23 protein-coding genes and 1 other RNA gene are annotated in these 26,395 nt (G+C 67.3%); 7 read left to right on the plus strand and 17 right to left on the minus strand.

Going from position 1 to position 26,395, the window contains the following annotated elements; translation table 11 throughout:
* Nucleotides 1-34: 34 nt before the first annotated feature.
* The gene (locus tag AC3EO7_RS29335) at nucleotides 35-901 is read left to right on the plus strand and encodes a fumarylacetoacetate hydrolase family protein (RefSeq protein ID WP_435593006.1); all 867 of its coding nucleotides are present in this window, start codon (nucleotides 35-37) and stop codon (nucleotides 899-901) included.
* Nucleotides 902-954: 53 nt separating this feature from the next.
* Here AC3EO7_RS29335 and AC3EO7_RS29340 read toward each other — a convergent pair whose 3' ends face one another.
* The 5 genes from AC3EO7_RS29340 to AC3EO7_RS29360 form a co-directional block, all read right to left on the minus strand.
* Complete coding sequence (locus AC3EO7_RS29340) at nucleotides 955-1,176, minus strand: hypothetical protein (RefSeq protein ID WP_431971075.1); 222 nt, start codon at nucleotides 1,174-1,176, stop codon at nucleotides 955-957.
* An 82-nt stretch (nucleotides 1,177-1,258) separates the two neighbouring features.
* A complete protein-coding gene (locus tag AC3EO7_RS29345; protein WP_435593030.1) occupies nucleotides 1,259-4,774 on the minus strand; it encodes an indolepyruvate ferredoxin oxidoreductase family protein in 3,516 nt (1,171 codons plus the stop codon).
* Nucleotides 4,775-4,802: 28 nt separating this feature from the next.
* Nucleotides 4,803-6,461 carry an FAD-dependent monooxygenase gene (locus AC3EO7_RS29350; protein WP_435593007.1) on the minus strand — a complete coding sequence of 553 codons (1,659 nt, stop codon included), beginning with the start codon at nucleotides 6,459-6,461 and terminating at the stop codon, nucleotides 4,803-4,805.
* Nucleotides 6,458-6,973, minus strand: a complete 516-nt coding sequence (locus AC3EO7_RS29355) for a VOC family protein (protein ID WP_431971077.1) — start codon at nucleotides 6,971-6,973, stop codon at nucleotides 6,458-6,460. Before AC3EO7_RS29355 ends, AC3EO7_RS29350 begins: the two co-directional genes overlap by 4 nt.
* 256 nt (nucleotides 6,974-7,229) lie before the next feature.
* Nucleotides 7,230-7,742 (minus strand): TetR/AcrR family transcriptional regulator, encoded by a 513-nt coding sequence (locus AC3EO7_RS29360; RefSeq protein WP_431971139.1) that lies wholly within the window; start codon nucleotides 7,740-7,742, stop codon nucleotides 7,230-7,232.
* Between the two features lie 171 nt (nucleotides 7,743-7,913).
* Between AC3EO7_RS29360 and AC3EO7_RS29365 the strand changes: the two genes are divergently transcribed.
* The 3 genes from AC3EO7_RS29365 to AC3EO7_RS29375 are packed head-to-tail and all read left to right on the plus strand — an operon-like array spanning nucleotide 7,914 to nucleotide 11,421.
* Nucleotides 7,914-8,780 carry a fumarylacetoacetate hydrolase family protein gene (locus AC3EO7_RS29365; protein WP_431971078.1) on the plus strand — a complete coding sequence of 289 codons (867 nt, stop codon included), beginning with the start codon at nucleotides 7,914-7,916 and terminating at the stop codon, nucleotides 8,778-8,780.
* Nucleotides 8,777-10,642 carry an acyl-CoA synthetase gene (locus tag AC3EO7_RS29370; protein ID WP_435593008.1) on the plus strand — a complete coding sequence of 622 codons (1,866 nt, stop codon included), beginning with the start codon at nucleotides 8,777-8,779 and terminating at the stop codon, nucleotides 10,640-10,642. Before AC3EO7_RS29365 ends, AC3EO7_RS29370 begins: the two co-directional genes overlap by 4 nt.
* Nucleotides 10,639-11,421: an IclR family transcriptional regulator gene (locus AC3EO7_RS29375; protein WP_435593009.1), complete on the plus strand. Its 783-nt coding sequence runs from the start codon at nucleotides 10,639-10,641 to the stop codon at nucleotides 11,419-11,421. The genes AC3EO7_RS29370 and AC3EO7_RS29375 overlap by 4 nt, the downstream gene beginning before the upstream one ends.
* A 176-nt stretch (nucleotides 11,422-11,597) precedes the next feature.
* Here AC3EO7_RS29375 and AC3EO7_RS29380 read toward each other — a convergent pair whose 3' ends face one another.
* Complete coding sequence (locus AC3EO7_RS29380; protein WP_431971081.1) at nucleotides 11,598-11,999, minus strand: hypothetical protein; 402 nt, start codon at nucleotides 11,997-11,999, stop codon at nucleotides 11,598-11,600.
* A gap of 417 nt (nucleotides 12,000-12,416) precedes the next feature.
* On the opposite strand from AC3EO7_RS29380, the gene AC3EO7_RS29385 reads away from it, so the two are divergent.
* The gene (locus AC3EO7_RS29385; RefSeq protein WP_431971082.1) at nucleotides 12,417-13,364 is read left to right on the plus strand and encodes a 3-carboxyethylcatechol 2,3-dioxygenase; all 948 of its coding nucleotides are present in this window, start codon (nucleotides 12,417-12,419) and stop codon (nucleotides 13,362-13,364) included.
* Nucleotides 13,365-13,672: 308 nt separating this feature from the next.
* Here the strand turns inward: AC3EO7_RS29385 and AC3EO7_RS29390 are convergent, their stop codons facing one another.
* The 3 genes from AC3EO7_RS29390 to ssrA all read right to left on the minus strand — a co-directional run bounded on the left by AC3EO7_RS29390 (nucleotide 13,673) and on the right by ssrA (nucleotide 16,376).
* The gene (locus AC3EO7_RS29390) at nucleotides 13,673-14,257 is read right to left on the minus strand and encodes an RloB family protein (RefSeq protein WP_431971083.1); all 585 of its coding nucleotides are present in this window, start codon (nucleotides 14,255-14,257) and stop codon (nucleotides 13,673-13,675) included.
* Nucleotides 14,241-15,593, minus strand: a complete 1,353-nt coding sequence (locus AC3EO7_RS29395; protein WP_431971084.1) for an AAA family ATPase — start codon at nucleotides 15,591-15,593, stop codon at nucleotides 14,241-14,243. Before AC3EO7_RS29395 ends, AC3EO7_RS29390 begins: the two co-directional genes overlap by 17 nt.
* Nucleotides 15,594-16,007: 414 nt before the next feature.
* Nucleotides 16,008-16,376: a transfer-messenger RNA gene (gene ssrA, locus AC3EO7_RS29400) on the minus strand.
* A gap of 461 nt (nucleotides 16,377-16,837) precedes the next feature.
* On the opposite strand from ssrA, the gene AC3EO7_RS29405 reads away from it, so the two are divergent.
* Nucleotides 16,838-18,142, plus strand: coding sequence for an ABC transporter substrate-binding protein (locus tag AC3EO7_RS29405; protein WP_431971085.1), 1,305 nt, complete (start codon nucleotides 16,838-16,840; stop codon nucleotides 18,140-18,142).
* Nucleotides 18,143-18,194: 52 nt separating this feature from the next.
* Nucleotides 18,195-19,493, plus strand: a complete 1,299-nt coding sequence (locus tag AC3EO7_RS29410; RefSeq protein WP_431971086.1) for an ABC transporter substrate-binding protein — start codon at nucleotides 18,195-18,197, stop codon at nucleotides 19,491-19,493.
* Between the two features lie 74 nt (nucleotides 19,494-19,567).
* Here the strand turns inward: AC3EO7_RS29410 and smpB are convergent, their stop codons facing one another.
* The 8 genes from smpB to AC3EO7_RS29450 form a co-directional block, all read right to left on the minus strand.
* Nucleotides 19,568-20,041 carry an SsrA-binding protein SmpB gene (smpB, locus tag AC3EO7_RS29415; RefSeq protein WP_379051876.1) on the minus strand — a complete coding sequence of 158 codons (474 nt, stop codon included), beginning with the start codon at nucleotides 20,039-20,041 and terminating at the stop codon, nucleotides 19,568-19,570.
* Nucleotides 20,042-20,109: 68 nt separating this feature from the next.
* Nucleotides 20,110-20,346: a WLR motif membrane protein gene (locus AC3EO7_RS29420; protein WP_431971087.1), complete on the minus strand. Its 237-nt coding sequence runs from the start codon at nucleotides 20,344-20,346 to the stop codon at nucleotides 20,110-20,112.
* Between the two features lie 92 nt (nucleotides 20,347-20,438).
* Nucleotides 20,439-21,521 (minus strand): metallophosphoesterase, encoded by a 1,083-nt coding sequence (locus AC3EO7_RS29425; RefSeq protein WP_431971088.1) that lies wholly within the window; start codon nucleotides 21,519-21,521, stop codon nucleotides 20,439-20,441.
* 110 nt (nucleotides 21,522-21,631) lie between these two features.
* Nucleotides 21,632-23,509 carry a DNA helicase RecQ gene (recQ, locus tag AC3EO7_RS29430; RefSeq protein ID WP_431971089.1) on the minus strand — a complete coding sequence of 626 codons (1,878 nt, stop codon included), beginning with the start codon at nucleotides 23,507-23,509 and terminating at the stop codon, nucleotides 21,632-21,634.
* Nucleotides 23,510-23,627: 118 nt separating this feature from the next.
* Complete coding sequence (ftsX, locus tag AC3EO7_RS29435) at nucleotides 23,628-24,530, minus strand: permease-like cell division protein FtsX (protein WP_431971090.1); 903 nt, start codon at nucleotides 24,528-24,530, stop codon at nucleotides 23,628-23,630.
* On the minus strand, nucleotides 24,530-25,219 hold the full coding sequence (ftsE, locus tag AC3EO7_RS29440; protein WP_431971091.1) for a cell division ATP-binding protein FtsE: 690 nt from the start codon (nucleotides 25,217-25,219) through the stop codon (nucleotides 24,530-24,532). Before ftsE ends, ftsX begins: the two co-directional genes overlap by 1 nt.
* Before the next feature lie 50 nt (nucleotides 25,220-25,269).
* Complete coding sequence (locus AC3EO7_RS29445) at nucleotides 25,270-25,476, minus strand: Rv3103c transmembrane domain-containing protein (protein WP_488186296.1); 207 nt, start codon at nucleotides 25,474-25,476, stop codon at nucleotides 25,270-25,272.
* Complete coding sequence (locus AC3EO7_RS29450; protein WP_431971092.1) at nucleotides 25,415-26,272, minus strand: mechanosensitive ion channel family protein; 858 nt, start codon at nucleotides 26,270-26,272, stop codon at nucleotides 25,415-25,417. The genes AC3EO7_RS29445 and AC3EO7_RS29450 overlap by 62 nt, the downstream gene beginning before the upstream one ends.
* Nucleotides 26,273-26,395 lie beyond the last annotated feature (123 nt).

A 26,395-nucleotide genomic window follows, 5' to 3' on the forward strand; every position in this document is an offset into this window, starting at 1 on the left:
CGCACTCACCGCAAAGCTTCGCCGAGGAGACATCATGCGTCTTTACACCACAGACCAGGGCATCGCCCGAGAGGACAGCACCGGTGTACTCACCGTGCTCGACCTCCCGTTCGCGGATGTGGGCGAACTTGTGCGCGGACCGGGGATCGAGCTCGCCGCGGCGGCACGGCCGAGACAGGTCGTGCCGCTGCACCGAGCGAACCTCCGCCCCGTTCTGCCGCGCCCAGGCAAGATTCTGGCGGTCGGCCTCAACTACCCCAGTCACGCCGAGGAAGCGCTGGAGAAGTTCGCCGAAGCCGGACGCCACGACGTGACGCTGCCGACCGAGCCCAATGTCCAAGTCACGGCCGGATCCGCGGCGGCCGCGCACGACGGGCCGATCGTTCTGCCCGCGGTGGCGCCCGGCCACGTCGACTACGAGGGCGAGGTCGGCGTGGTGATCGGCCACCGTGCCACCGATGTCGGCGCACACGAAGCATGGCGATACGTCGCCGGGCTGACCGTGGTCAACGACATCACCGCCCGCGACATCCAGCGCCGCGCGTACGCGGGCGACCCCATCGCCTCGATCGCGATCGCCAAGAGCTTCGATACGTTCAAGCCCATCGGCCCCTGCCTGGCAACGACCGACGAGTTCACCGAACCCCTCGACCTGCGTATCCGCACCTGGGTGAACAGTGAACTGCGCCAGGACGATCGGACGAGCAACTTCCTCCATCGGATCCCGGAGCTGGTCGCGTACCTGTCGCGCTATCAGACATTGGAAGCTGGAGACGTCATCGCCACCGGGAGCCCGCGCGGCGCGGGTCAGTTCACCGAGCGATTCCTCCGGCACGGAGATGTCGTGGACGTGGAAGTCGAAGGCGTCGGGATGCTCAGCAATCGCGTCCTGACAGCTTGACCGCGCCAACCAGACGGCCCGCCCGGCGTTTTGCCGTGGCGGGCCGCAGCCGATCAGGGCCCGAGAAACAACCGTTCACACGGCAGGCGCGGCAAGAGCCGACAGTCGTCGATAGCGTGCTGGATCAATTCGATCGTGCACCAACGCTTTTTCCGCCAATCACGGACCAAGTTGGGTATCGCCGCGACATCGGCCCAATAGTCGAATGCGATGTCGGCCAGCCAAATCCGCAGGTACACATCACTCTCGGATCGGAATCGCACTTCGGCGGTCATGCCTCACCGGCCATTCCGCCACTTCCACCGGCAACACCGGTGGAAGTGGCGCAACACCGCCAGGTCGACTCCGGACGAGGCACTACGCCACACCAACCACCGGTTGGGCGGCGCGGTAGGTGTCCAACAGTTCAGCCACTCGGGCGCGATAGCGATCGACATTCGCCAGCTTGATGGATTCGTATCCGCGAATCATGTCCGGCAGATCGGCGATTTCGACAGCCAGAGCGTGGTTTTCGGGTCGCAGCTCCGCCAGCAGTTCCTCGACCAGCGCACGGTACTCGGCGATCAGCGCGCGTTCCTGCTTGCGCACTTCGGCCATTCCGAACGGATCGAACCTGGTGCCCCGGACCCGGCGCATGGCCGTCAGCAGCCGGTACACCGGCCGGAACCACGGACCGAGTTCGATCTTGTTCCGCATGCCCATCGCCCGCAGGATCGGCGGGTGCAGGCGGTACGACATGCGGGCGCCGGGCCCGAACTCCGCTTCGATGGCCGCACGCAGGGCGGGGTCGACCGACAGCCGGGCGACCTCGTACTCGTCCTTGTAGGCCATGAGCTTGTAGAGGTACCTGGCAACCGACTCGGTGAGCGCGGTCGAACCGGGAATCCGCTCGTCTTCACGGCGCCGCACGTGCTCGATGAACCGACTGTATTCCCTTGCGTACGAAAGGCTCTGGTAACCGACGAGGTCGGGGATACGGACGGTGACCAATCGCGTCAACTCGGTCTCCCGACCGGACGTCACCTGGGCGATCACCTGCCGAACTCCGTGCGACAGTGCATGATTCGTGCGATCGACGGGTGACTTCTCCGCCACCGCGGCCTCGAAAGCCGCGGCATCCGCGACGGACAGACGGCCGTAACGGAACGCTTGAACGTTGGCCTCGACCTGCACGCCATTGAGGGTGATGGCGTGCTCGACATCCGAGGGTGACAGTGGCAACGAACCGGATTGCACTGCCGCGCCGACAAGCAGGAAGTTGGCGTACTGGTCCTCGCCGACCAAGGCGTGTGCCGCGTGACGGGCGTCGAGGAAGATCGCCTCGCGCGTCGTCGCACGCAAGGCGTCCCGGATGGGTCCGACGTCGGGGAAACCCACGGCGGTGTCGATGACCATCTGCCCGGTCGGCACCTCGCTGGTGGAGATCACCGCGGTGGTCCGTTCGGCGCTCGCCGCCGCCAGATGCCGTTCCTCGGCGGCGACCAGGATGTCGCATCCGAGATACAGATCGCACTCCTCGGCCGCCGCCTTCCCTGCCTGGTCGGTCGGGTCGGCGGAGATCTTGAGGTCCGAGACGACGGCTCCGCCCTTCTGCGCGAGGCCGGTCTGGTCCAAGGTGCGGACATGGCGACCGGCCAGCGACGCGGCGGTGCTGAGCACCTGCGCCAGCGTGACCACACCGGTCCCGCCCACGCCTGTGATGCGCGTGGTGTGGGTTCCGACGAGCGCGTATACCGGCTCCGGCAGGGCGTCGGCGTCGAGCAGCGGCGCCCCGGTCCGACCGGCGCGCTTCCCCGCGGGCGCGACTGTGATGAACGACGGGCAATCGCCCGACAAGCACGAGAGGTCCTTGTTGCACGAGGACTGGTCGATTCGCGTCTTGCGCCCGAACTCGGTGGCGACCGGTTGCACCGACAGGCAGTTCGACTTCTCGCCGCAGTCTCCGCAGCCCTCGCACACTCGTTCGTTGATCACGACTCGCTGCGCCGGCTCCGGCGCCAGCCCGCGCTTGCGTTTGCGCCGCAGTTCGGTCGCGCATTCCTGGTCGTGGACGAGCAAGGTGACACCGGGCGTGCCCGCGAGGACCTCTTGGGCTTCGATCAGCCGGTCACGATGCCAGACTTCCACTCTGCTTGGGAGTTTCGTTCTGCGATAGCTCTTGACATCGTCGGTGGTGACGATGATGCGGGCGACTCCTTCGGCGACCATGGCCTCGCAGATGGCCGGTACCGTCATCAGCCCGACGGCCTGCTGCCCACCGGTCATGGCCACGGCCGAGTTGTAGAGCAGCTTGTAGGTGATGTCGACTCCGGCCGCGATCGCGGCCCGGATCGCCAGGCTGCCGGAGTGGTGGAAGGTGCCGTCGCCGAGGTTCTGGATGAGGTGGTCGCGCTCCAGAAACGGCGCCATGCCGATCCATTGGGCGCCCTCGCCGCCCATCTGGGTCATCCCGGCCACCTCGCCCACCTGTTTGGCATCCATCAGCGTCACCATGGCGTGGCAGCCGATCCCCGCGCCGACGGTGGCCCCGGCGGGGACCTTCGTCGAGATATTGTGCGGACAACCCGAGCAGAAGTATGGCGTCCGGGTGACGAGCGGCAGCGCGATCGGACCACGACGGCGGCGCGACTTCCCCAGCCAGTCGTCGACCGTGGGAAAGCCACCGATTTCGGAGAGCCGCGCGGCCACATGGGTCGCGACGATGTCGGGATCGAATTCTCCGTCGGCCGGGAAAAGCGCTGCGCCACCGGGCATCTGCTTGCCCGAGATCGCGGGCGCGTCGGGCCTGCCGTAGAGCAGACTCTTCACCGCCGTCTCGATGAGTGTGCGCTTCTCCTCGACGACGATGATCTCGGACAGTCCGTCGGCGAACTCGTCGACGACGGTCGGCTCGAGCGGGTGGATCATGCCGAGCTGGAGCAGTCGCACGCCTCGCAGCGCCAGCTCGTCGTCGTCGAATCCCAAGGCGCGCAGGGCCTGCCGGACATCCAGGAAGGTCTTTCCGGCGGCGACGATGCCGACCCGGTCCGATGGACCGGACTGCGTGATGCGATTGAGCCCGTTCGCCGCGGCGTATCGGCGGGCGATCTCCAGGCGCGCGCCGTCCCGGCTCCGTTCCAGCACACCCAGCGCCGGTTGCAGGACCTGGCCGGTCACCTCGTGCCGGTACTCGGCGCCGTCCACGGTCAGGTCGGGAACGATCGGACGGACCCGGTCCGGGTCCACGTCCACCGTTCCTGACCCGTCCGCGACGTTGGTCACCACCTTCATGGCCACCCACAACCCGCAGGCGCGTGACATGGCGATGCCGTGCAGGCCGAAGTCGAGCGCCTCCTGCGGATCGGCCGGATAGAGCACCGGCAGTCCGAGATCGGCCAGGAGCAGTTCGGAGGCTCCCGGCACGGACGACGACTTCGCCGCCGGATCGTCGCCGACCAGGGCAAGCACCCCGCCCTCGGGATGGGTGCCCATGAGGTTGCCGTGCCGAACGGCATCGGCCGCGCGGTCCAGCCCGGGGGATTTCCCGTACCAGATCGCGCTGACGCCGTCGACGCGCTTGTCGGATTGCATGGCGGCGAGCTGAGTTCCTTGCACGGCGGTCGCCGCGAGTTCCTCGTTCACGCCCGGTCGGAACACGATGTCGTGCCGGTCGAGCAACGCGGCATGGCGTTCGAGTTCGGTGTCGTATCCGGCGAGCGGTGAGCCCTCGTATCCGGAGATGAAACAGGCGGTGCGGCGCCCTGCTCGTTCGTCCGCACGGCGCAGATCCACGGGAATCCTTGCCAGCGCTTGGATTCCGGTGAGATGAACTCGCCCGTGTTGCACGGTATATCGGTCACGGGGTGACGCCACCGGCGCTGATTGATTCGTCACGACAGAGGAATTCCTAACGGAGAGACGGTCAAGAGACGGAGTGGGTCGCCCCGCACGCGGCGTCGAGCGCGACCACCAGGTCCCGGACGGGCGTGGCGGACATGCGATCCGCCCGCCAGGCGATGTGCCCGTCGGGGCGAACCAGGATCGCGCCGTCGTCGGGGATCCCACACAGGCCGGGTCCGGCGATCTCGAAGTCACGACGCGGAACGCATGCCTGGACAGGGACGTTCGTGTCGATTTCGCCGAGAGCGTCGCCCCAGGCAGCGCCGTCACGCCCGGTGATGAGCGTGAACCCCGGCACCAGGAGATCGTGCGTCGAGATCGTGACGCCGTCCTTGTTGATCCACGCGTGCGGGAGCCTGCCACCCTGAACCGCCACGGTGAGCGGGTCCGCCTGCGCCTCCGAGGGACAGCCGACGCCGTACACGTAGCCGATCTCGAGCTCGAGATAATCGAAGTGGGGACGCTGCGCAGGGACGGACTCCGCCAATCGCTTTCGCTCGGCCGCGGCCACCGCCGGATCCCAGCTCTCGAGCCGGGCGGCGACGTCGATGGTGTTGGGCCCGATACCGGCATCGGCCATTTTCACCGCGTTGGCGATGCTGCTTTCCGCGTTGGCCACCGCGATGGGCCTGCGCTCGGATTCATAGGTGTCGAGCAAGGTTTCGGACGCCCAGCCGTTGAGCACCGCGGCCAGCTTCCACCCGAGGTTGTCCGCGTCGACCAGTCCCGTGTTCATGCCGAGACCGCCGGTCGGCGGAAACCGGTGCGCCGCATCGCCCGCGAGGAAGATTCGCCCCTTGCGGTACTGCCGCGCCGTGCTCGCACCGAGGGTCCAGGTGCCGACCGAGCGGACCTCGACGTCGAGGTCGGGCGCGCCGATCCCGCCCCGGATCAGGTCGGCACAGCGCTCCGCGGTGTAGTCGGCCACCGACTCCCGAGCCGGGTCGTATCCGAGGTGGAACGTCCAGCGATCGCCGCCCATGCGGATGAACACGCCCGGGCAGGCGGTGTTCAGCACCCAGAACAGCAGAGCGGGATCCTTGTCCGTCCAGCGCGACAGATCGGCGTGGAAGTACACGTTGATCAGATGCCCGAACTCGGGAACGCCCTCGATCTCGATGCCGAGGCCGCGCCGGATCTTTCCGGACGCTCCTTCGGCGGCCACGACGTAGTCGACGCCGAATCGCTCTTCCCCCTCGTGGGTTTCGACGCGTACATCGACCGACTCGCCGAGATCGTGCACGGATGTGACGCGCGCGCCGTAGCGGACGTCGGCCATGCCCTGCCGGTGCACCGCTTCGAGCAGCCGCCGCTGCACCCGATCCTGCGCGCACGAGCCGACGGTCACCGGTGACGACCCGAGCCGTCTCGCGAGATGCTCCTCGGGTGCGTCCGCGAGGTCGATCCGCCCGAACTCCTCACCGGCGACGGTGTGCTTCCAGACGAAGCTGAGCCCGCAGTTCAGATCGACCGCGTCCTCGATGATCTCGTCGTAGATGCCCCAAAGGCGCAGCAGCTCCATCGATCTCGTGTTCACCACATGCGCGCGCGGGTGCGGATTGATGTCGTCGAACTGGTCGCAGACGATGCTGCGCACGCCGTGCCTGCCGAGCACGTACGCGGTCGCGAGCCCGACCGGGCCCGCGCCGACGATCAGGACCGGAATGTGTTCGTCGCTCACGGCCGGCTCACCAGCTCCGCGAACGGTTCGCCGGCCTCGAATCGGGCGATCAGCTCTTCCGGAACGAAGTCGACGCCGATCGGATTGGTGACGAAGGCGTCGGACTCGAAGAACGCCTGCGTCTCCTCGTCGGTGGCGAAACTGTCGATCTGCAACTCGATCTGGTTGCCGTCCGGGTCCTGGTAGTACATCGACATCGTCGGACCGTGGTTGACGGTCCAGAACGGCTGCACGCCATCGGCTTTCAGCCGCTTGTAGTTGTCGAGCAGGTCCCCGAGGGAGGCGTAGGTGAAGGCCATGTGGTGCATGCCGGTGTGCGCGTCGGTGGGCTGCTCCGACGCACCGGTCGCGATGAAGGCGACCCGATGGTGTTCGTCGTCGTAGGTCATGAACGCCAACATGTCGTTGGCGAAGGCCACGCGGCCTTCGAGCACGTGCAGGTACCAGTCGGTCATCTCCTGCAGCCGATTGGTTCGCAGCACGATGTGGGCGAGTTTGACGGGTGACGCCATCGTTGGCACCTCCGGACGGTGTGGCGAGAAGAGCTCTCTTGAATGTGACTCGAGACACGCTAGCGTGCTCATGAATGGCAGTCAAGAGCTGTCGCGGACCGATGCCCGCGCAGGACGGACACACCTAGGCGAACAGCCGGACGAACAAGTGCGGTCGACAAGATCGACGCCCCGGACAGGGGCGTCGCACAGACCCGGAACGCCTCGCGCCCGGGTGAATCACCGAACTAGATGGCCGCGACCAGCGGCGACAACATCAGCGAGCGGCTTTGGCGGTCGCGGAAGCGACCAGCGCGTCGGTCACCAGGTCGATCAGATCGCCGACCGGTCGATCCAGGCGGCGCGTGCTGACCAGGACCCCCTCGAACAACACGTGCCCCGCATCGGCGATCAGCGCCACGTCGGCGCCCTTGGGCAGCCGGTTTGTGATCGCGGCGAACAGGCGTTCCTCGAGCCATCGCTGGATCTGCTCGTAGGCGACCCGAACCGACTCCGAGTCCGCCATCCGCTCGTACGCCTCGCGATGCAGCGCCCGGTACGGCTGCACCGCGGCCAGCAGCCCGACGAGCTCGTTGCGCGGATCGCCGCCGAGCTCCGAATCGGCCTCCACGCTCTCCCTTGCGCTGGCGAAGATCGAGGTCAGCGCCGCGGCGAACAGGTCGTCCTTGGTCGGGAAGTACCAATGCACCGCCGCGGGCGCGATACCGGCGGCGCGGCCGACCGCGGCCACGCTCGTCCCCCGGTAACCGTTGGCGGCGAACAGTTCCACAGCGTGTTCGACGACCGCCGCTTCACGCTCGGCCTTCGGGATCTGCTGTCGATTCCTGGGCATGACGTGAGCTTACTGCCCCGCGAACACCTCTTGACTGCGCGTCATGACTGCTCTTAACTGTCAGACAAGAGCGGTGAGGTTGCCGCCATCGATCGCGGAGGTACCGAGATGCGTCTGTACACAACCAACGATGGAATCGCGCGCGAGGACCGGGCGGGCGTGCTCTCCCTGCTCGACCTGCCGCAACGCGATCTCGGCGAGTTGCTCGACGGCCCCGGCCTGGACGCCGCGCGAGCGGCCGGAACACTCCGCGACATCCCCTTGGACACCGCGACGCTCCATGCTCCGGTGCGCAGACCGGGCAAGGTCGTGATCGTCGGACTCAACTACCCCAGCCACGCCGAGGAAGCCTTGGCGGCGTTCGCCGCCATCGGCCGCACCGACATCGAGATGCCCACCGAACCCAACCTCCAGATCACCGCGGGGTCGGCCGTGACCGGACCGATGAACCCCATCGTCCTGCCCGGGGTCGCCGCCGCCGAAGTGGACTACGAGGGCGAGCTCGCCGTCGTCATCGGACGCGCGGCCACCGCTGTGCCGGTCGAGGACGCCTGGGATCACGTGGCGGGACTGACCGTCGCGAACGACGTCTCGGCGCGCGACATCCAGCGCCGCGCCATGACCGGCGACGCGGTCGCGTCGATCGGCGTCGCCAAGAGCTTCGACACCTTCAAACCGCTCGGCCCGTGCCTGGTCACCGCGGACGAGTTCACCGACCGGATCGACCTGCGTATCCAGACCCGAGTGAACGGCGAACTGCGCCAAGACGATCGAACGAGCAGTTTCATCCACTCGATTCCCGAGATCGTCTCGCATCTGTCGAAGTACCAGACGCTGCTGCCCGGCGACGTGATCTGCACCGGGACCCCGCGCGGCGCCGGACTGTTCTCCGGGAGTTTCCTGCGACATGGCGACATCGTCGAGGTCGAGGTCGAGCGGATCGGCGTCCTGACCAACTCGGTGGTCTCCGCGTGAACGCCGTAACCAACGACCTCGCGCAGGCCGGCCCCGGCATCGATCGACTCGGCGATGTGCCGCTCGCCGACCGCGATCTGCCCGCCACCACCTACGACTTGCTGGAACGATCCGCGCGACGGCACGGCGAGAAGCCCGCTCTCCATCTGCTACCCGGCGGAAACCGCTGGGACGAACCGGAGACCTGGAGCTACACCGAACTGCTTCGACGGACGACTCGGGCCGCGAATCTGTATGCCGCACTGGGACTCGAGCCCGGCGGCGTCGTCGGCCTCATGCTCCCGAACACCGGGACGACCTACGCGGCGCTGCTCGGGGCACAGGCCATCGGCATCGCCAACCCGGTGAATCCGATGCTCGCCACCGAACACATCATCGAGATCCTGCGTCTCACCGAGGCACACATACTCGTCGCGCCCGCGCCCGCGCTCGATCCCGTGAGCTGGGACAAGGCGTGCGCGGTGGCCGAGGCGCTGCCCTCGCTGCGAGCGCTGGTCTCCGTCGGCGGGCCGGTGCGCACCGCGCCGGGCAACTGGGTCGGCGATTTCGAACAACTGGCCGCCTCCCGGCCCGCGGACGCCCTCACCTTCGAGTACCGGCCGGGCGCATCCGACATCGCCGCCTACTTCCATACCGGCGGCACGACCGGAGTGCCCAAAGTGGCCCCGCACACCCACGCGAGCGAGGTCTACATCGCCTGGGCGCTCGGGCAGCACGGCGCATTCGGCGGTGACACCGTCGTGCTGACGGGGCTGCCGCTGTTCCACGTCAACGCCATCCTCATCTCCACCCTCGCACCCTTCCTGAAGGGCGGCACCGTGGTATCGCTCGGCAGCCTCGGGTTCCGGGATCGCGCGGCAGTGGCGGATTTCTGGCGAATCGTGGACCGCTACCGGGTCACGACCTTCTCGGCGGTTCCGACGGTGTACGCCTCCCTGCCCCCGGTCCCCGACGATGTCGACGTCTCCAGCTTGCGCGCCGGAATCGTCGGTGCGGCTCCGCTGCCGGGCCGGGTCCGGGCCGAATTCGAGTCCGCCACCGGTGTTTCGATGATCGAAGGCTACGGGCTCACCGAGGCGACCTGCGCGAACACCATCGGCCCGATGGTCGGCGGCAAACCGGGGTCCATCGGGCTTCCCCTGCCCTACCAGCAGGTCAAGGCCGTCCGAATCGGGACGGACGGACTTCCGTCCGGCGACTGCGGTCCCGGTGAGGTCGGCGTACTGGCGATCGAGGGCCCCAGCGTCTTTCCCGGATATCTCCGGCCGGGGCCGGACGGTCCCGCCCCGGATCCCACGGGTGTGATCGTCGACGGTTGGTTGATCACCGGCGATCTCGGCAGGGTCGACGCGGACGGCTTCGTCTATCTCACGGGGCGCGCCAAGGACATCATCATCCGCGGCGGCCACAACATCGACCCGCGCCTGGTCGAGGACGCGATGCTGGCTCATCCGGATGTCGTTGCGGCCGCAGTGGTTCCGTGTCCCGACGCGCATTCGGGCGAAGTCCCGGCCGCCTACCTCGTGCTTCGATCGGGCGCCGATCCGGATCACCGCGAGCTCAGCGACTGGGCCGCGCAGCACGCACCCGAACCGGCCGCCGTCCCGAAGTTCATCCACACCATCCCGGCCATACCGGTCACCGCGGTCGGCAAGGTGAACAAAGTCGCCCTTGCGCACGACTCGGTCAATCATGTTGTGCTGCGGGAACTCCGGGACGCGCGCCTGTTCGGCGAGGTGACGGTGACCGATCGCGGCGGCCGCGCACACGCACTGATCGACCTGAACGATGCCGTCCCGGACCGCCTCGGCGAACTCCGCGAACGCTTGAACGCCTACTCCTTCACGCACGAGATCGTATGACGACGAAGCCGCTCACCCACGCCGTCCGCGACGATCGAGCCGCGATCGACAAGGCGATCAGCCTGCTGGTCTCGTTTCGCGACCAGGCGAACACCGGGGTCGGCGTCAGCGAACTCGCTCGACGCGCCGACCTCAACAAGTCGACCGCGTTCCGGGTGCTGAGCATCCTCGAGCGCAACGGCGTGGTGGAGCGGGTCGGGACGAGCTACCGACTGGGGCCGCGGCTGCACGAACTCGGTCGCGGCGCCTACACGCCCGATCACGAAGCACTGCGAGATCGGTTGATCCCGTTCGTCACCGACGTCTACGAACGCACCCACGAAACCACGCATCTCGCGGTGCTCGTCGGCGCCGACGTGCTGTATCTGGCGAAACTGTACGGATACCGCCAGATACGGTCCCCCTCCCGGATCGGCGGCCGCGCGCCCGCCTACTGCACGGCGGTCGGCAAGGTCCTGCTGGCCTACGACAGCGACGCGGCAGCGACCGCGGCCGCCACGCTGCGTCCCTTCACCTCACACACCGTGACCGACGAGGCCGCGCTGTCATTGCAACTCGCACGCGTGCGTCGCGACGGAATCGCGTTCGACGACGAGGAGATTCAACGCGGTCTGAGCTGTGTGGCGGTACCGATCTTCGGTTCCGCGGGCCGTCCGGTCGCCGCGCTGTCGATAGCGGGGGCGACCGGACACATCGATACCCGCCGACATGTTCCGACCCTGCGCCGCGTCGCCGCCGCCGCGGGACAGATGTTCGCGAAGTCGAGCGGCGAGCTCTGAGTATCCTCCGTGACCGCCGCCGGAGCGCTCGCCCTGCCGGTAGCGCCACTGCGCCGAATCGGGGGCGGCGAGCAGCTCGCCGAGGCAGCCATGGAGCTTGCGCAGTAGGGCGCGCTCGGCGGCGGTGAGGGTCGGGTCAGGCAACCCCCGCGACGCCGCCACGGGCCGCTCGACGATCATGTGCCCGGAACGTGCTCGTTGTCGATATCGGCCGCGGTGACCCACGCCGGTTCCACCACGAGCAAGCCCAGCGACTGCCCTGGTACGTCGACGTCGACCACGTGCCGGTAACCGGCGAGCTCGGCGGCGGCCAGGCCGGCTTCGTCGCCCTTCGGAACCGCGAAAACCACACGCCGACAGTGCGGGTCGGCATCGAGGATCGCCGACGTCGCCGCGGCGAGCGCGTCGGTGAGAACCTGCGCGCTCGGCGCCCCGGTGATCCGAACCTCCACATCATGGGCGCCGACCGGGTACGCGACCCGCAGCCTGCCGTCGGCGCAACGCGCGACATCGACGGTCACCGGTGTGTTCGCCGGACCGGCCCACAATTCGTATGTCCCCCGTTGTTCCTGCGTCACCCTCGGCCCCTCCGGTCAGGGGTGGTCACCATCTGCGGATCCGGACGGGTCAACGAACCCCTGGGCGGACCGAGGGCGGTGCGCGGGGATTCGCCCGCTGCGCCGCAGGCATCGGAGGCGGCGGGTCGCATGGTGGTGGTCATGGTGTCAGACAACCGCCTGCGAGCGTGCTCATCCACAGCACGTTCCGCTGTAGGGAACGCGCGCTGTGGTCCGGCTGGGCTATCAGGGCAGGGTTGCGACCATGCTCGCTGCCACCGCAATTTCGCAGAGCGCCGACGACCCGCCGTCCGGTCTAGTGCTCGGCGAGATACCTGGAACGCCCGGATGGTTCGCGGTGATTCTTAAGGGTTTCATGATCGACGGCGCGAGGACCGGAAAGTTCGTCGTCCATCCGGACCGGGAAGGAGCATGCTCATGACCGCCGCTCTCGTGGGACTCTCGCATTCACCCCTCATCGGGAAGAACGATCCGGCCCCGGACATTCTGCAACGTGTCTATGCGGAGATCTCCGCCACGCGCGCTTTCGTCGCCGAGTTCGCGCCGGATCTGGTCGTCCTGTACGCACCGGATCACTACAACGGCTTCTTCTACCGTCAGATGCCGCCGTTCTGCCTCGGGACCGAGGCGTATTCGATCGGCGACTTCGGTTCCCGAGTCGGCTCGCTCTCGGTCGACTCGGCCGCGGCGAAACAACTGGCCCGCGGTGCACTGGAGCGCGGCATCGATCTGCCCGTCTCCGCGCGTATGGCGGTGGACCACGGATTCGTCCAGCCGCTGGAGATACTGTTCGGCGGGATGGACCGCATTCCGGTCGTCCCGGTCTTCGTCAACGGAGTCGCCGCGCCGTTCGGTCCCCTTCATCGCATCCGCTCTCTCGGAACAGCTCTCGGTGCGGCCGCGCGGGAACTCGGCATGCGGGTCATGTTCGTGGCATCCGGTGGACTGTCCCACGACCCGCCGGTTCCCGTTCTCGAGAACGCACCGCGCCGCGTCGCGGACGCCCTCATCGATGGCCACCCGCCGACTCCCGAACAGCGGGCTCGCAGCGAGCATCGAATGTTGCAGGCCGGCCACTCCTACGCGGCGGGATCGACCACGATGATGCCGATCAACCCACGCTGGGACAACCTTGTCCTCGACACCTTCGAAGACGGCAGGCTCGCCGATATCGACGAGTGGACCCCCGAGTGGATGGGCGCCGAGGGCGGCGGCTCCGCGCACGAGGTGCGCACCTGGATCGCGGCATACGCCTCGCTGGCCGCGACCGGCCCTTACCGGATGACGTCACGCTTCTACGTGCCCATTCCCGAGTGGATCGCAGGCTTCGCCATCACCACCGCGATGACCCACGGATCGCGCTGAGAGCGACCTCCACCGTCGTCCGATCGGCAATCGGACATCCGAAAGACTCTGCACCACCACTCTCGCTTGGCCCGTGCGCGGTCTGGATATAGGCCGGACACCCACCCGGGCCCGTGGAACCCTGCAGCCAACCTGCTGACCGGCCACCCCAATTTGCCCGAAATCCGCTGATCAACGGCCAACAACCAATCCGAACCCGATCGCAGGGGCCGAAGGCCCGACGAAATATCGAGGCTGAATCCTTCCGCCCCGCCGTGAGACGAAGCCTCTCCCTCCGCGCCCGTCGAATCCGGCTCCGCCCGAGGTCGCTACCGCTCCGACGATTCAGGCAGCATAAGTTCCACCAGCTTCCACACACCCGTCGACGGATTGGCGCGATGCTCATCGCCGGCGTCCACGCTCCGCGACTTCGCACGGCGCACGGCTTCCTCGACACCCTCGATGTAGTCCGCGAAACGGAGCGCAGACTTGTCATAGGCCGGGAGGTGCTTTTTGAGCCGCTTCTCGACGTCTCGAAAACCTGTCAGGGTGGCATCGCAATTCTCGAAATGAAGTAGCAGCCAGTACTCGAAACACGGATTCGACACCGCCAGATCAATTTTCGACGTCCGTGCCATTCGGATCGTTTCGGAGTAGTCGAACTCGTCGACGTCGAGAACGCACCAGATCTGGTCGTAGTCTGCGCGTTGCCTGGCCGCGAAGGCAACGACGCGCTTGGGATCCTCGGGGCGCACCGTCACCGCGGACTTGGTTGCCGGATTGCGCAGGTGTCGACGTAGACCGTGGAAGTACGCGGGCTCGGTGACTTCGCCGCCACACACGATCAGAATCAGCGTCACCGGATCGCGGAACGGCGCTCGTCGACGGCGCGAGTTCTCACGCCGGGTGGGCATGCCGCAAAGCCTCTGCGAGTCGATGGAAGTCGACCCGCGGGATCGCACCGAAACTTCCTCCGAGATAGCGACGTTCGAGATTGTGCTCGCTGCGCGGCTTGTAATCGGTCAACGGATACAGTGAGCTGGCCCCGTTCGCGTCCTTCTCGACGAACCACACCTGGTCGCGGCGCAGCAATCCATCGGGACGAACGACCGTACCGAGAAGGGAGGAGTCGTGCGTCGTCAGGATCAATTGCGCGCCATGAGGATTGGTCTCATCCGACTGGAACAGTTCGATCAGCGACGCGGTGAGCAGCGGATGAAGACTGGTGTCGATCTCATCGATGACCAGAACCCGCCCGTGATCGAGCGCGTCCAGAACTCCGGGCAGGATCTCGAGCCAGGCGATGGTGCCCGCGGACTCTTGCTCCAGCGGCAGCACGGCCCCTTCGCTGCCGTGATGAACGAATACCAGCGGAGGCAACGCGCGAGCAACTCTATCCCCGTACACGTCGTGCACCGCAGGAATCCTATCCGTCGAGTCATCGACTTGCGCTTCACTTCTCGAAGCGAACTCATCGAACATTTTCAGCCCTGTGATGTCGAGCCGTTGCCCGGGCGGGATGGAATCGAGCAGAGCCTCCGGAACAACAGGTGTATCGATGGCGGCAATTCCGAAGTCTGCTTCTTGAACCAGCTCCACCAGACGAGCCCCCTCCGCCGCCGTCCCACGAAGTAGAACGCCACGCAGGCGACGTGCGATCGCATCTGTCGAAGCACGTTGCCCGTCCGGAAGAATCAGCGTTTCACGGAACCAGCGGTGTACCGGCTGGAACATATCCGGCCTGGCCTGGGCAACAGCACTCAGGAACAGGGAATTCGGTCGGGTGAGCTCCTGCATGATTTTGAGCTGAGCCCGATGCTCGGCCATCACCGACCCCGAGCTGTACTCGTCCCCGGTCCGCTGGAACAGCACCCGCCTACGCTTCTCCGGATAGCTGAAAAGCCATTCCTCGAGCACCCGCTCGTTATCGACCGTGAACCCATACGTCCACGGAATTCCGTCGGCCACGATCTCGACGACGTAAGTCGACGCGACAGAGAATATGTGACTCGTCCGAAAGCTGTAAGGAGCGCGCGGAACACCTGCGAAGGGCTCCCACCGGGAGAACGACTGGGTCACCGCCCGCTGCATGAACCGGAGCCCATCCAACAGGTTGGACTTCCCAGAGGCGTTCGCCCCGTACACCGCGGCAACCGGAACCGCAGGCCGATCGTCAGCGGCAGGCATCAGCAGCAGCTCGTTCTCGTCCGCGAACGAACGATGGTTGCCGACCCTGAAGCTACGAAGCATCTGCCACCTCCCGACACCGAGTTGAAAGGCATTTTGGACAGTATACCTGCAAGATATGCCCCGAAATGCCTCAGATATCATACTCAAGGCGATCCGATCGGCGGGGGAACGGCATCGACTAGGCAGCCCTGGAGTAGAGGCCCGCAGGGCGCGCAGCATTTGGATCGGCAGCCCTGGGGGTCATGGCGCGACATGCCAGTGGGTAGGCGGCCATGAGCTGGGGATCCGAGGCGGCATGGCACTGGGTAGGCAGCCCATCGGGTGGGGGCCCGGGGGTGGCGCGCCATTGGGTAGGCAGCCATGGGACGGGGGTCCGGGGGCGAAGCCCGCCGGGCGGGGTGTGGGGGTTGCACCCCCACAAACACTCAGCGGAACGAGCAAGGCCCATGCCCTCCATGGGCATGGGCCTTGCACTCGTGGAGCTGCCGGGAATCGAACCCGGGTCCTCCGCCGTGTCTTCAGGACTTCTCCGTGTGCAGTTCGCTGTGTCTCTGCTCGGATCTCTCGGTCACGCGAACAAGCCGAGATGACGATCCCAGTCGCTGTTAGATGTCCCGTCCGGCTCCGCGACCGAGTCGGACGGTGAGCCCTCTAGCTGATGCCGGCACCGGGACCGAGGGCATATCCCGGGCCGACAGAGACGCTATCGCTTAGGCAGCGAGAGCGTACTCGCGCTGATGAGAATCGGCGCTTAATTGGTTGCAACGACGCTTACGGTGGTCTCTTGCCTGCACCGACACGCTTCCCCTGAATCAACGTACGCAGTCGAAACCGTTCAGCCCCGTACGCGCCCGCACCTTGCGGGCTAGTAATGCTAACACTCACCAGACGTCGGATCATCCCGATTATTTGCGCGCCTAGCGGCTCATATCGATCAGGTGCGATCACGCTCGAGCCTGACCGGCCGGTTCGCGGCACGCTGTCGGGCAGGTGTCAACAAGTCCAACGGCCGCATCGACGGAACAGTTCCAAGAGATCGGCGCACCGCAGCGAGAGCCCCACCGCAGGAGGATGCACCGCTGGTGGACACCACCTCCGACCAGCCACGATTTGCCCCCCCACCTACCGAAACGGGCACCCGATCCACCCCGCCTCATACTGGTCAGTCGTCCGATTTGTTCACCCCGCGCCAGACGACGCCACGGCAACTGCGAAACCGCCTTCTTGCCGACCCCCTGACCGGTACTGTTCCTGTTCGGCCGTACCGGAATCGAGAGCGTCCGGTGGCTGCGACAGGAGCAATAATGGGCAACACCAGCAGGCGGCGTCGTCGTCTGTTCCACGCCGCGGCGGTTCCGATGATCGTCGGGCTCGTCTTGGCCGCGGCGTGTTCCACGCCGAGCGAAACCATTGGACCCGGCGTCACCAGCGCGCCGTGCCCGAACGCAATCGACAGAGACAAAGGCTGCATCTACCTCGGCGTGCTGTCCGATCTCGGCGGCGGGCCGTTCGCCGTGATCGGCAGGGCGATGCAGGACGGGCAGACCGCATTCTGGACCGAGGTCAACAAGGCAGGCGGCATCGGCGGCTACGAGGTCGACATCTCGACCTACGCCAGGGACACCGCCTACGATCCGCACCGACATCTGGAGGCGTTCCGCGAGATCCGGCCGAACGTGCTGGCGCTGGCCATGAGCCTCGGCACCGCGCAGACCCTCGCCCTACTGCAGGAGATGGACGCGGCCGACATCGTGACCTCGGCGGGCACACTGTGGTCGGGCTGGGAGTACCCCGAAGCCGACCTGAATCTGGTTCTGGACACCGGGTATTCGTACTGCACCGAGGCGATCATGGGTCTGGACTGGTTCGCCGAGCACCAGTACCGGCCGCACAATCTGGCCGTCATCGGGTTCCGGGGCAACTACGGCGGTGACTACTCGAACGGCGCGCTGCGCTGGGCGGCGCACAACAACGTGCTGGTCACGTCGCGGATCGACACCGGACCGAACGCCGAGGTCGGCAACCAGGACCGGCCGGTCGCCGAAATCCTCGCCAACCCACCGGACCTCGTGCTGCTGGCCACCGGGCCCGCCGAAAACGCCGAGATCGTAGGCAAACTCGTCGCGGCGGGATACAAGGGACGATTCCTCGGCTCGGCGCCGACCTGGAGCGGCGCGCTGCTGAAAACACCCGCCGGGCCGGCGCTCTCGGCGCTCTACAACTTCACTTCGCCGGTCGACGGCTGGGGCGGGGACAGCACGGGTGCGCGCAGGGCCCGCGCCGCCGCGCCACAGGAGCCGTCGAACTGGGGCTACAGCCTCGGTTGGGCGGTCTCCTACACGATGCGGGCGCTGCTCACGAAGGCGGCGGCGAACGGCCCGCTGAACCGGGTCGGCGTGCGCGCGGCGCAGACCGCGCTGACGGTCGATTTCGAGGGAATGGCGGCGCCGCACACCTACAACACAGGCGCACCGGATTACACCGCCCAGCGTGCCGTGATCGGCGCCCCCGATCCGTCCGCGCCGCTAGGCTCGCGCACGGTGGCCACCGACTACCGCGGACCGACCCTGCCGCAACTGCCGATGCACGGGCCGTGCGTCCGGCTGTGAACCGACCGACCACCGGGCAACGCATTTCCGTCTCCATCGAAGGAAGAGAACTTTGGGACCAATCCGCCGTCGCCGCAGGCTGTTCCGCGCCGCTGCGGCCGCGATCGCCTTCGGCTTCGCACTGGCGGCCTGTTCGACGGAGTCGACCGAGACGGGGCAAGGCGTCACCAGCGCGCCCTGCCCGCAGGCGGTCGACAAGAGCAAGGGCTGTATCTATCTCGGCGTGCTGTCCGACCTGGAGGCCGGACCGTTCGCCCCGCTCGGCAAGGCGCTCAACGACGGTCAGCTGGCCTTCTGGCGTGAGGTCAACAAATCGGGCGGCATCGGCAACTACGAGGTCGACATCACGACCTACGCCAGGGACACCGCCTACGATCCGCACCGGCACCGTGAGCAGTTCCGTCAGATCGAACCGCACGTTCTGGCATTGGCGATGAGTTTCGGTACGGCGCAGACGCTTTCGGTGCTGCCGGAGATGGACGCGGTGGACCTGCTGACCGGCGCGGGCACCCTCTGGTCGGGCTGGCAGTATCGCGAGACCGACCGGAATCTGGTGCTGGACACGGGATATTCGTACTGCACCGAGGCGATCATGGGCCTGGACTGGTTCGCCCAGTTCCAGTCCAGGCCGCGCACGCTCGCCGTCGTCGCCTTCCGCGGCAACTACGGCGGCGACTACGCCAACGGCGCACTGCGGTGGGCGTCGGAGAACAACGCGATCGTCACCGCCCGCGTGGACACCGGCCCGAATGCCGAGGTGGGCAACCAGGACGGGCCGGTCGCCGAGATCCTGGCCAACCCGCCGGATGTCGTGCTGCTGGCCACCGGTCCCGCCGAAACCGCCGAGATCATCGGCAAACTCGTCGCCGGCGGCTACGACGGCCGATTCCTCGGTTCCACCCCGACCTGGAACGGGGCCCTGCTGAAGACGCCCGTCGCGGCGGCGATCACCTCGCTGTACAACTACACCTCGCCCTACGACGGCTGGGACGGACGCAGCGTCGGCGCCCAGCATGCCCGCGCGGCGGCACTACAGCCGCCGACGAACTGGGGTTACAACCTCGGCTGGGCGATCTCCTACCCGATGAAGGCGGTGCTGAGCCGCGCCGAGGCGGAGGGCGATCTCACCCGCGCCGGTGTGCGCGGCGCGCTGGACGGGCTCTCGGTGGATTCGGAGGGCATGGCCGCCGTGCACAACTACGGCTCCGGCGAACCGGACCTCACCGCGCAGCGGGCGGTCATCGGCGTGCCCGACGCGAACGCGCCGATGGGGTCGCGGACTCTGTTGCCCGACTTCCGCGGGCCGACGCTGCAACGCGTGACGCTGCACGGACCGTGCGCGCGATTGTGAGACCGAACTGACGGAACCCCCGGCGCGATCCGCTCGATCGCACCCGGGGGTTCCCGTGTTCCAGGTCTACGATCTCAGCTCATGCCCTTGACGCGGCGGCCGAGCTCGCGAGTCACTTCGCGTTCGGCGGTCCGCCGAGCCAGATCCTGGCGCTTGTCGTAGTCCTGCTTACCCTTGGCCAGCGCGAGCTCGACTTTGACCTTGCCGTCGGAGAAGTACATCGACAGCGGCACCAGCGTCTGGTTGCCCTCGCGCGACTTGCCCACCAAGCGCTCGATCTCTCGCTTGTGCAGCAGCAGCTTGCGCACCCGGCGTGGTGCGTGGTTGGTCCAAGTGCCGTGGCTGAACTCCGGAATGTGCAGCCCGCGCAGCCACACCTCGCCGTTGTCGACCGTCGCGAAGGCGTCCACCAGCGAGGCCTTGCCCTCGCGCAGGCTCTTGACTTCGGTACCGACCAGCGCGATCCCGGCCTCGTAGACGTCCAGGATCGTGTAGTTGTGCCGCGCCCGGCGGTTGGTCGCGATGACCTTGCGCCCTTTTTCCTTCATAACGGTCAACTCTAAGTGACGCGGCAATCGTTTTATTCCAGCGCTGTGGCCGGTGCAACGCTGTGCGCTCAGCCGCCGGGCCGCAGCGCGATGTAGATCACGAGGACCGCGACGAAGGCGGCGAGCATGAGCAGGGTGGACACGCGCGGACGGCCGAGGTGCACGGGTGTGCGCCGACGACCCAGCCACACCGATTCCACCGCGGGATCCATCGGGCCGTGCGGCGCGGGGGCGGGAGTGTCGGGTGGCGGCGATCCACCGGACGTGTCGGAGCCGCCCTCGGGCGGGTCATCACCGGGTGCCATGCCTGCACGGTAACCGCCGGGGCGGAAATTTACCGGCGCAGCCCTCGGGGTGTTGTGATTCGGTGATGTGGGCTGTGCCGTCGGGCGGCGGTCTACGCCAGGCGACGGCCGAAGACCTCGGAGCCCACGCCCGTCGCCGGGTCCACAGCGACCACCCGCAGATCCACCGCGCTCGGGCTGAGGTCCATGACCATGAAGCCCAGTTGGTGGTAGTTCTCGTAGAGGGCGGGCGTCCCGGCGCCGCCTGGCGTCCGGCGCGGCTCGGCGCCAACGGTTTTCGCTGCCGCGCCGGACACCAGCTGGCGCGTGCCCTTGGCCGCCGCGGTGGGCTCGAGCACCTGGAGCGAGTGGTCGTGGCCGGAGAGGATGAAATGGCACTTGCCCACCACGTGGTCCTCGAAGAACCGCTTCACGTGCACGCCGTTGAGGGGTTCTATGGACAGGCCCTCGTAGTTGCCCGCGTCGCCGTGCGGGCCGTTGTTCAGGTACGGGTGGTGCGTGCAGGCGATCTTCCACGGTGCGGGTGATTCGGCGATCGCCCGGTCCAGCCAGGCGCGCTGCGCGTTCATGAATTCGCCGTCGACCGCCCAGTACGGCGCGAACAGCGGCGGCAGGTAGGCGGCCAGCGGGTTGAGGTCGAGCACGAAGAACTCGACCACCGGCCGTTCCTCCGGCACCCGGACGGAGTAGTAGCGGCTCGGCATCCACCAGCGTGGCGAGTTCGCGTGGTACTCGACCTCGTGATTTCCGCGCAGCAGCCAGCCGCCGTCGCCGCCGATGACCGAGCTGGTGTCGTGGTTGCCGAGCACCATCGCCCACGGGAAGTCCAGCCCGGTGTTCGGGTTCTCGAATTTCGTCGCGAACTGGACGTCGTCGCCGCTGTTCGGGCCGCTCTCGTAGATGTTGTCACCGAGGCCGAGCGCCAGCGAGAACGGTTCACGGGCGTGGAACGCCCGGGCGGCGTCCGCGACCGCCCACTGGGTGCGCGTGCCAGTGCCCGCGTCGCCGGTGACGAGCGCGCGCACGGCGCGATCGGCCGGGAGCCCGAACTTGGCGATCCCAGCGGCGACCGGAACCGCCTGGGCCGGCGTGAGACCGACCAGGGTGGCTCCCGCCGCGATCCCCGCGGCCCCCGCCAGCAATTCCCGACGACCGATCCCCTGCGCACCACTCATGCCGACCTCCGCGACTCCGATTTCCCGGACCATCCTGGCCCACGGCGGCGCGACAGTCGATCTGAGGGGTCAATATTTCACAGTCCGTGCACCCGGACGTGCGCATCAGGTCACTCGGCGGCGAGCACCTCGAGCACCTGCTCGCCGTACTTGGCGAGCTTGTTCTCACCGATGCCGCCGATCGCGCCCAGCTGCGCGAGGCTCGCCGGCTTGCGGGTGGCGATCTCGCGCAGCGTCGCGTCGTGGAACACGACGTAGGCGGGCACGCCCTGCTCCTTGGCCGTGGCGCCGCGCCACTCGCGCAACTTCTCGAACAGTGGCACATCGGCGGCGGCGAGGTCGGCCGCGGCGGCCGCCTTGCCCGGCTTGGCGGACCTCGACGGTTTGGTGACCCGCTCCGGCTCGCGACGCAACCGCACCTGGCGGCCGTCGAACAGCACCTCCTGGCTGGCCTCGGTCAGGGTCAGCACGCCGTAGTCACCGTGCACCGTGAGCAGCCCCTGCGCGAGCAGCTGCCGGACCACGCCGCGCCACTCGGTATCGCGCAGATCGGTGCCGATGCCGAAGACCTTCAGCTCGTGGTGGTCGTACTGAACGACCTTGGGGTTCGTCTTGCCGAGCAGAATGTCGACGACATGGCCCGCGCCGAAGCTCTGACCGCGCTCACGCTTGAGGCGCAAGACGGCCGACAGCAGCTTCTGCGCGGCGACGGTGCCGTCCCAGGATTCGGGCGGGGTGAGGCAGGTGTCGCAGTTGCCGCACGGCAGACCGGCCTGCCCGAAGTAGGCGAGCAGCTGGGTGCGACGGCAGGCCACGGTCTCGCACAGGGCCAGCATGGCGTCGAGGTGCAGTTGCAGCTGCCGACGGTGCGCGGCGTCCCCCTCGGAGGAGTCGATCAGCCTGCGCTGCTGCACCACGTCGTTGAGTCCGTAGACCATCCACGCGGTGGACGGCTGTCCGTCGCGTCCCGCGCGACCGGTCTCCTGGTAGTAACCCTCCACCGACTTCGGCAGATCCAGGTGGGCGACGAATCGGACGTCGGGCTTGTCGATGCCCATGCCGAAGGCGATGGTGGCGACCACGACCAATCCGTCCTCGCGCAGGAACCGAGCCTGGTTCGCGGCGCGGGTGCGGTGGTCGAGTCCGGCGTGGTACGGCACCGCGCCGACGCCGTTCTCGTTGAGGAAGGCCGCCGTCTTCTCCACCGAATTGCGCGACAAGCAGTAGACGATGCCCGCGTCACCGGCGTGCTCGGCGCGGATGAACTCCAGCAGCTGCCGGTCCGGGCGGTTCTTCGGCTCGATCCGGTATTGGATGTTGGGCCGGTCGAAACTGGCCACGAACCGGCGCGCCCCGCCCAGATCGAGGCGCTCGATGATCTCGTCACGGGTCTTCTCGGTGGCGGTCGCGGTCAACGCGATGCGCGGCACGTCGGGCCAGCGCTCGTGCAGCATCGACAGCCCCAGATAGTCGGGCCGGAAGTCGTGGCCCCACTGCGATACGCAGTGCGCCTCGTCGATGGCGAACAGCGCGACCTTGCCGCGATCGAGCAACTCGGCCGTCGACTCCAGCCGCAGCCGCTCCGGCGCCAGATACAGCAGGTCGAGCTCGCCCGCGAGGAACTGGGCCTCCACCGTGCGCCGCTCGTCCGGGAACTGCGTCGAGTTGAGGAAGCCCGCGCGCACGCCGAGCGCGCTGAGCGCGTCCACCTGGTCCTGCATCAACGCGATCAGCGGCGAGACCACCACGCCGACGCCGGGCCGCACCAGGGCGGGCACCTGATAGCACAGCGACTTGCCGCCGCCGGTCGGCATCAGCACCAGCGCGTCCCCGCCGGAGATCACGTGCCCGACGATCTCGGCCTGGTCGCCGCGGAAACTGTCGTACCCGAAGACCCTGCGTAGAACCTCTTGCGCCGCAGCGCTTTCGGCGCCCGCGGGGGCGACGGAGACGGTCACGTCGGCAGGGAGGGGTTCGGGGGGATTCACGGGGCCCATCCTACGAGCGACCCCCGACCACCACGCCGCTACATCGCGGTGGATCGGGCCGTATCGGCCGAGTTCTCCCCATGGGGATGAACGACTTTCCGCCTCACTCGTGGACCCGTCACTCGCGGACGTAGTACCGCAGGGTGCCGTAGGCCGCGACGGCCGCGACCAGGATGCCGACCGGCGCGATGGTCAACGCGACCGTGGCGATGTCGTCACCGGTGATCCGCGGGAACACATTGCTGTCGAACAGCGGTCCGAGCGCCCGGTCGATGACAAGCGGCCGGGCGAGGAGCAGCCCGAGGATCGCCAGCACCGAACCCGCCAAGGCCGCGACCACGGCCTCCAGCAGGAACGGCAGCTGGGTGTACCAGCGCGTCGCACCGACCAACCGCATGATGCCCACTTCGGTGCGCCTGGTGAACGCCGCGATCTGCATCATGTTGGCGATCAGCAGCAGCGCCGCGAGCGCCATCACCACGGCCAGACCGAACGCCGCGTTGCGCAGGCCGTCGAACAGCCGAAGCAGCCGGTCGACGAACTCGCGGTCGTTGGCGACGGTGCGCACGCCGTTGCGGGCGTGGTAGGTGTCGTAGATGCGCTCGTACTGGTCGCCGTCGGTCATCTTGACCCGCATCGAGGCGGGCAGCGGCGTCTCCGAGATGTACTGCACCATCTCCGGCTGATCGGCGAAGAGCTTCTTCGCCTCGTCCAGCGCGGCGGCGCGATTGAGGAACTGGACGCTGACCACGCCCGAGGTGTTCTTCATGTCGGCCAGCAGCGAGCGGCACGGATCGGTAGCACAGTCCGGGTCGTTGGCGGAGATGTTCTCGTCGAGGTAGAAGCGCACCTCGAGGCGGCCGGTGAAGTACTGCTCGGTCTTGTCGGCCATCCGGACCGAGAGCAGGCCGCCGCCGAGCATGGCGAGCGACACCGCGGTGGTCAGGATCATCGCGACGGTCATCGTCACATTGCGACGCAGACCGGTGGCCACCTCGCTGAAAAGGAAACTCGCGCGCATTACCGATCTACTCCGTACACGCCGATCGCGTCGTCGCGCACCAGGCGGCCGTGGTCGAGCTCGACCACCCTCCTGCGCATCGAGTCGACGATGTGGTTGTCGTGGGTGGCCATCACCACCGTGGTTCCGGTGCGGTTGATGCGCTCGAGCAGCACCATGATGTCGAAGCTGGTGTCGGGGTCGAGATTGCCGGTGGGCTCGTCGGCCAGCAGCACCAGCGGCCGGTTCACGAACGCGCGGGCGATGGCCACCCGCTGCTGCTCGCCGCCGGACAACTCGCTGGGCAACCGGTCACCCTTGCCGCCGAGACCGACCATGTCCAGCACCTCGGGCACCGTGCGGTCGATGACCTGGCGACGCTTGCCGATCACCTCCAGGGCGAACGCGACGTTCTCCTGGACCGTCTTCTGCTGCAACAGCCGGAAGTCCTGGAAGACGCAGCCGATGCGCTGGCGCAGCTTCGGCACCTTGCGCCCGGGGAGCCGATCGACGCGGAAGTCCGCGACGCGGATCTCCCCGGCGGTCGGCGCCTCCTCTTTCAAGAGCAGACGCATGAAGGTCGACTTGCCGGAGCCGGACGGTCCGATGATGAAGACGAACTCGCCCTTGCTCACATCGACCGTGATGTTGTCCAGCGCGGGTCGCGTCGACGTCTTGTACGACTTGGTGACGTTCCGCATGGTGATCACGGGGAGCCAGTCTAACCAGCTAAACCCGCGCATCCACCCCAGAGTTGCAGCTACTGTCCGGCCTGCTCCGTATTCACCAGCGCCGGTATGGTGTTCACGACCTGAGTGATCCCGGTCGCAGCCGGTTGATCGGGCTTGACGAACAGGTACAACACGAATGTCGCGACCCAGGTCGCCCCCAGGATCGCGGTCGACTTACGTGGTTTCACTGATACCTTCCCGGCGCAAGGCCGCGGCCACTCGGACCCGCAGCTCACGTCCGACCTCGAACTGCTTACCCGGCAATGTTCGAGCAACCATTCGGATGTTCATCTGATCCATCGTGAGGTCGTCCACGCCCATCACGGTGGGTTCGTCGAGCAGCAGCGGCTCGAGCCTGCGGTCGCGGAACGCTTCGGCTCCTACCTTGTGCAAAATCTCGTTCACCCTGGTGATGTCGGCGCTGGCCGCCACCGGAACGTCGATCGCGGCGCGAGCCCAATCCTTGGACAGATTGGTCACTTTCACGATCTGCCCGTTCGGCACGGTGATCACCTCGCCGTCGGCGTTGCGCAGCGTGGTGATCCGCAACGTGACGTCCTCGACCGTACCCTCGGCCATCTCCGCGGATCCAGCCACGGCGATGCGAACTACGTCACCGAATCCGTATTGGCGCTCGGTGATCAGGAAGAATCCGGCCAGAATGTCCTGCACGATGCGCTGCGCACCGAAACCGAGCGCGGCGCCGAGCACCGCGGCGGGCGCCACGAGCCCAGTCACCTGGAAGCCGAGCCGCTGCAACACCTCCATGCCGACCAGCACGTAGACGACGGTCAGCACGACCCAGGTGAGCACCTGGGCCAGCGCGTGCCGATGTTTGGCCGCCTCGGTCCGCACCAGCGCGTCGCTGCTGCGGAAACCCGCGTCGATCTTGCTGGTGACCCGGTCGCGCACGAACGTGGCGAACCGGCTGAACAGCATCACGCCCAGGATCAGCAGCACGATCTCCAGGCCGCTGGATCGCAGCCAGGCCGTGGAGTCCGCGGCGGACGCCGCCGCGATCACCTCGCCCATCCCGGTTGCCGTTTCACACCATCCGCAACACGCACGCCAGACAGGCTACAACGGAGTAACGACCGGGGCCGCGCGTCGCACCGGAATGCCACGCACCGCAAACTGATTCGCCTGCTCCCGTGT

The organism is Nocardia sp. bgisy118 (assembly GCF_057708605.1).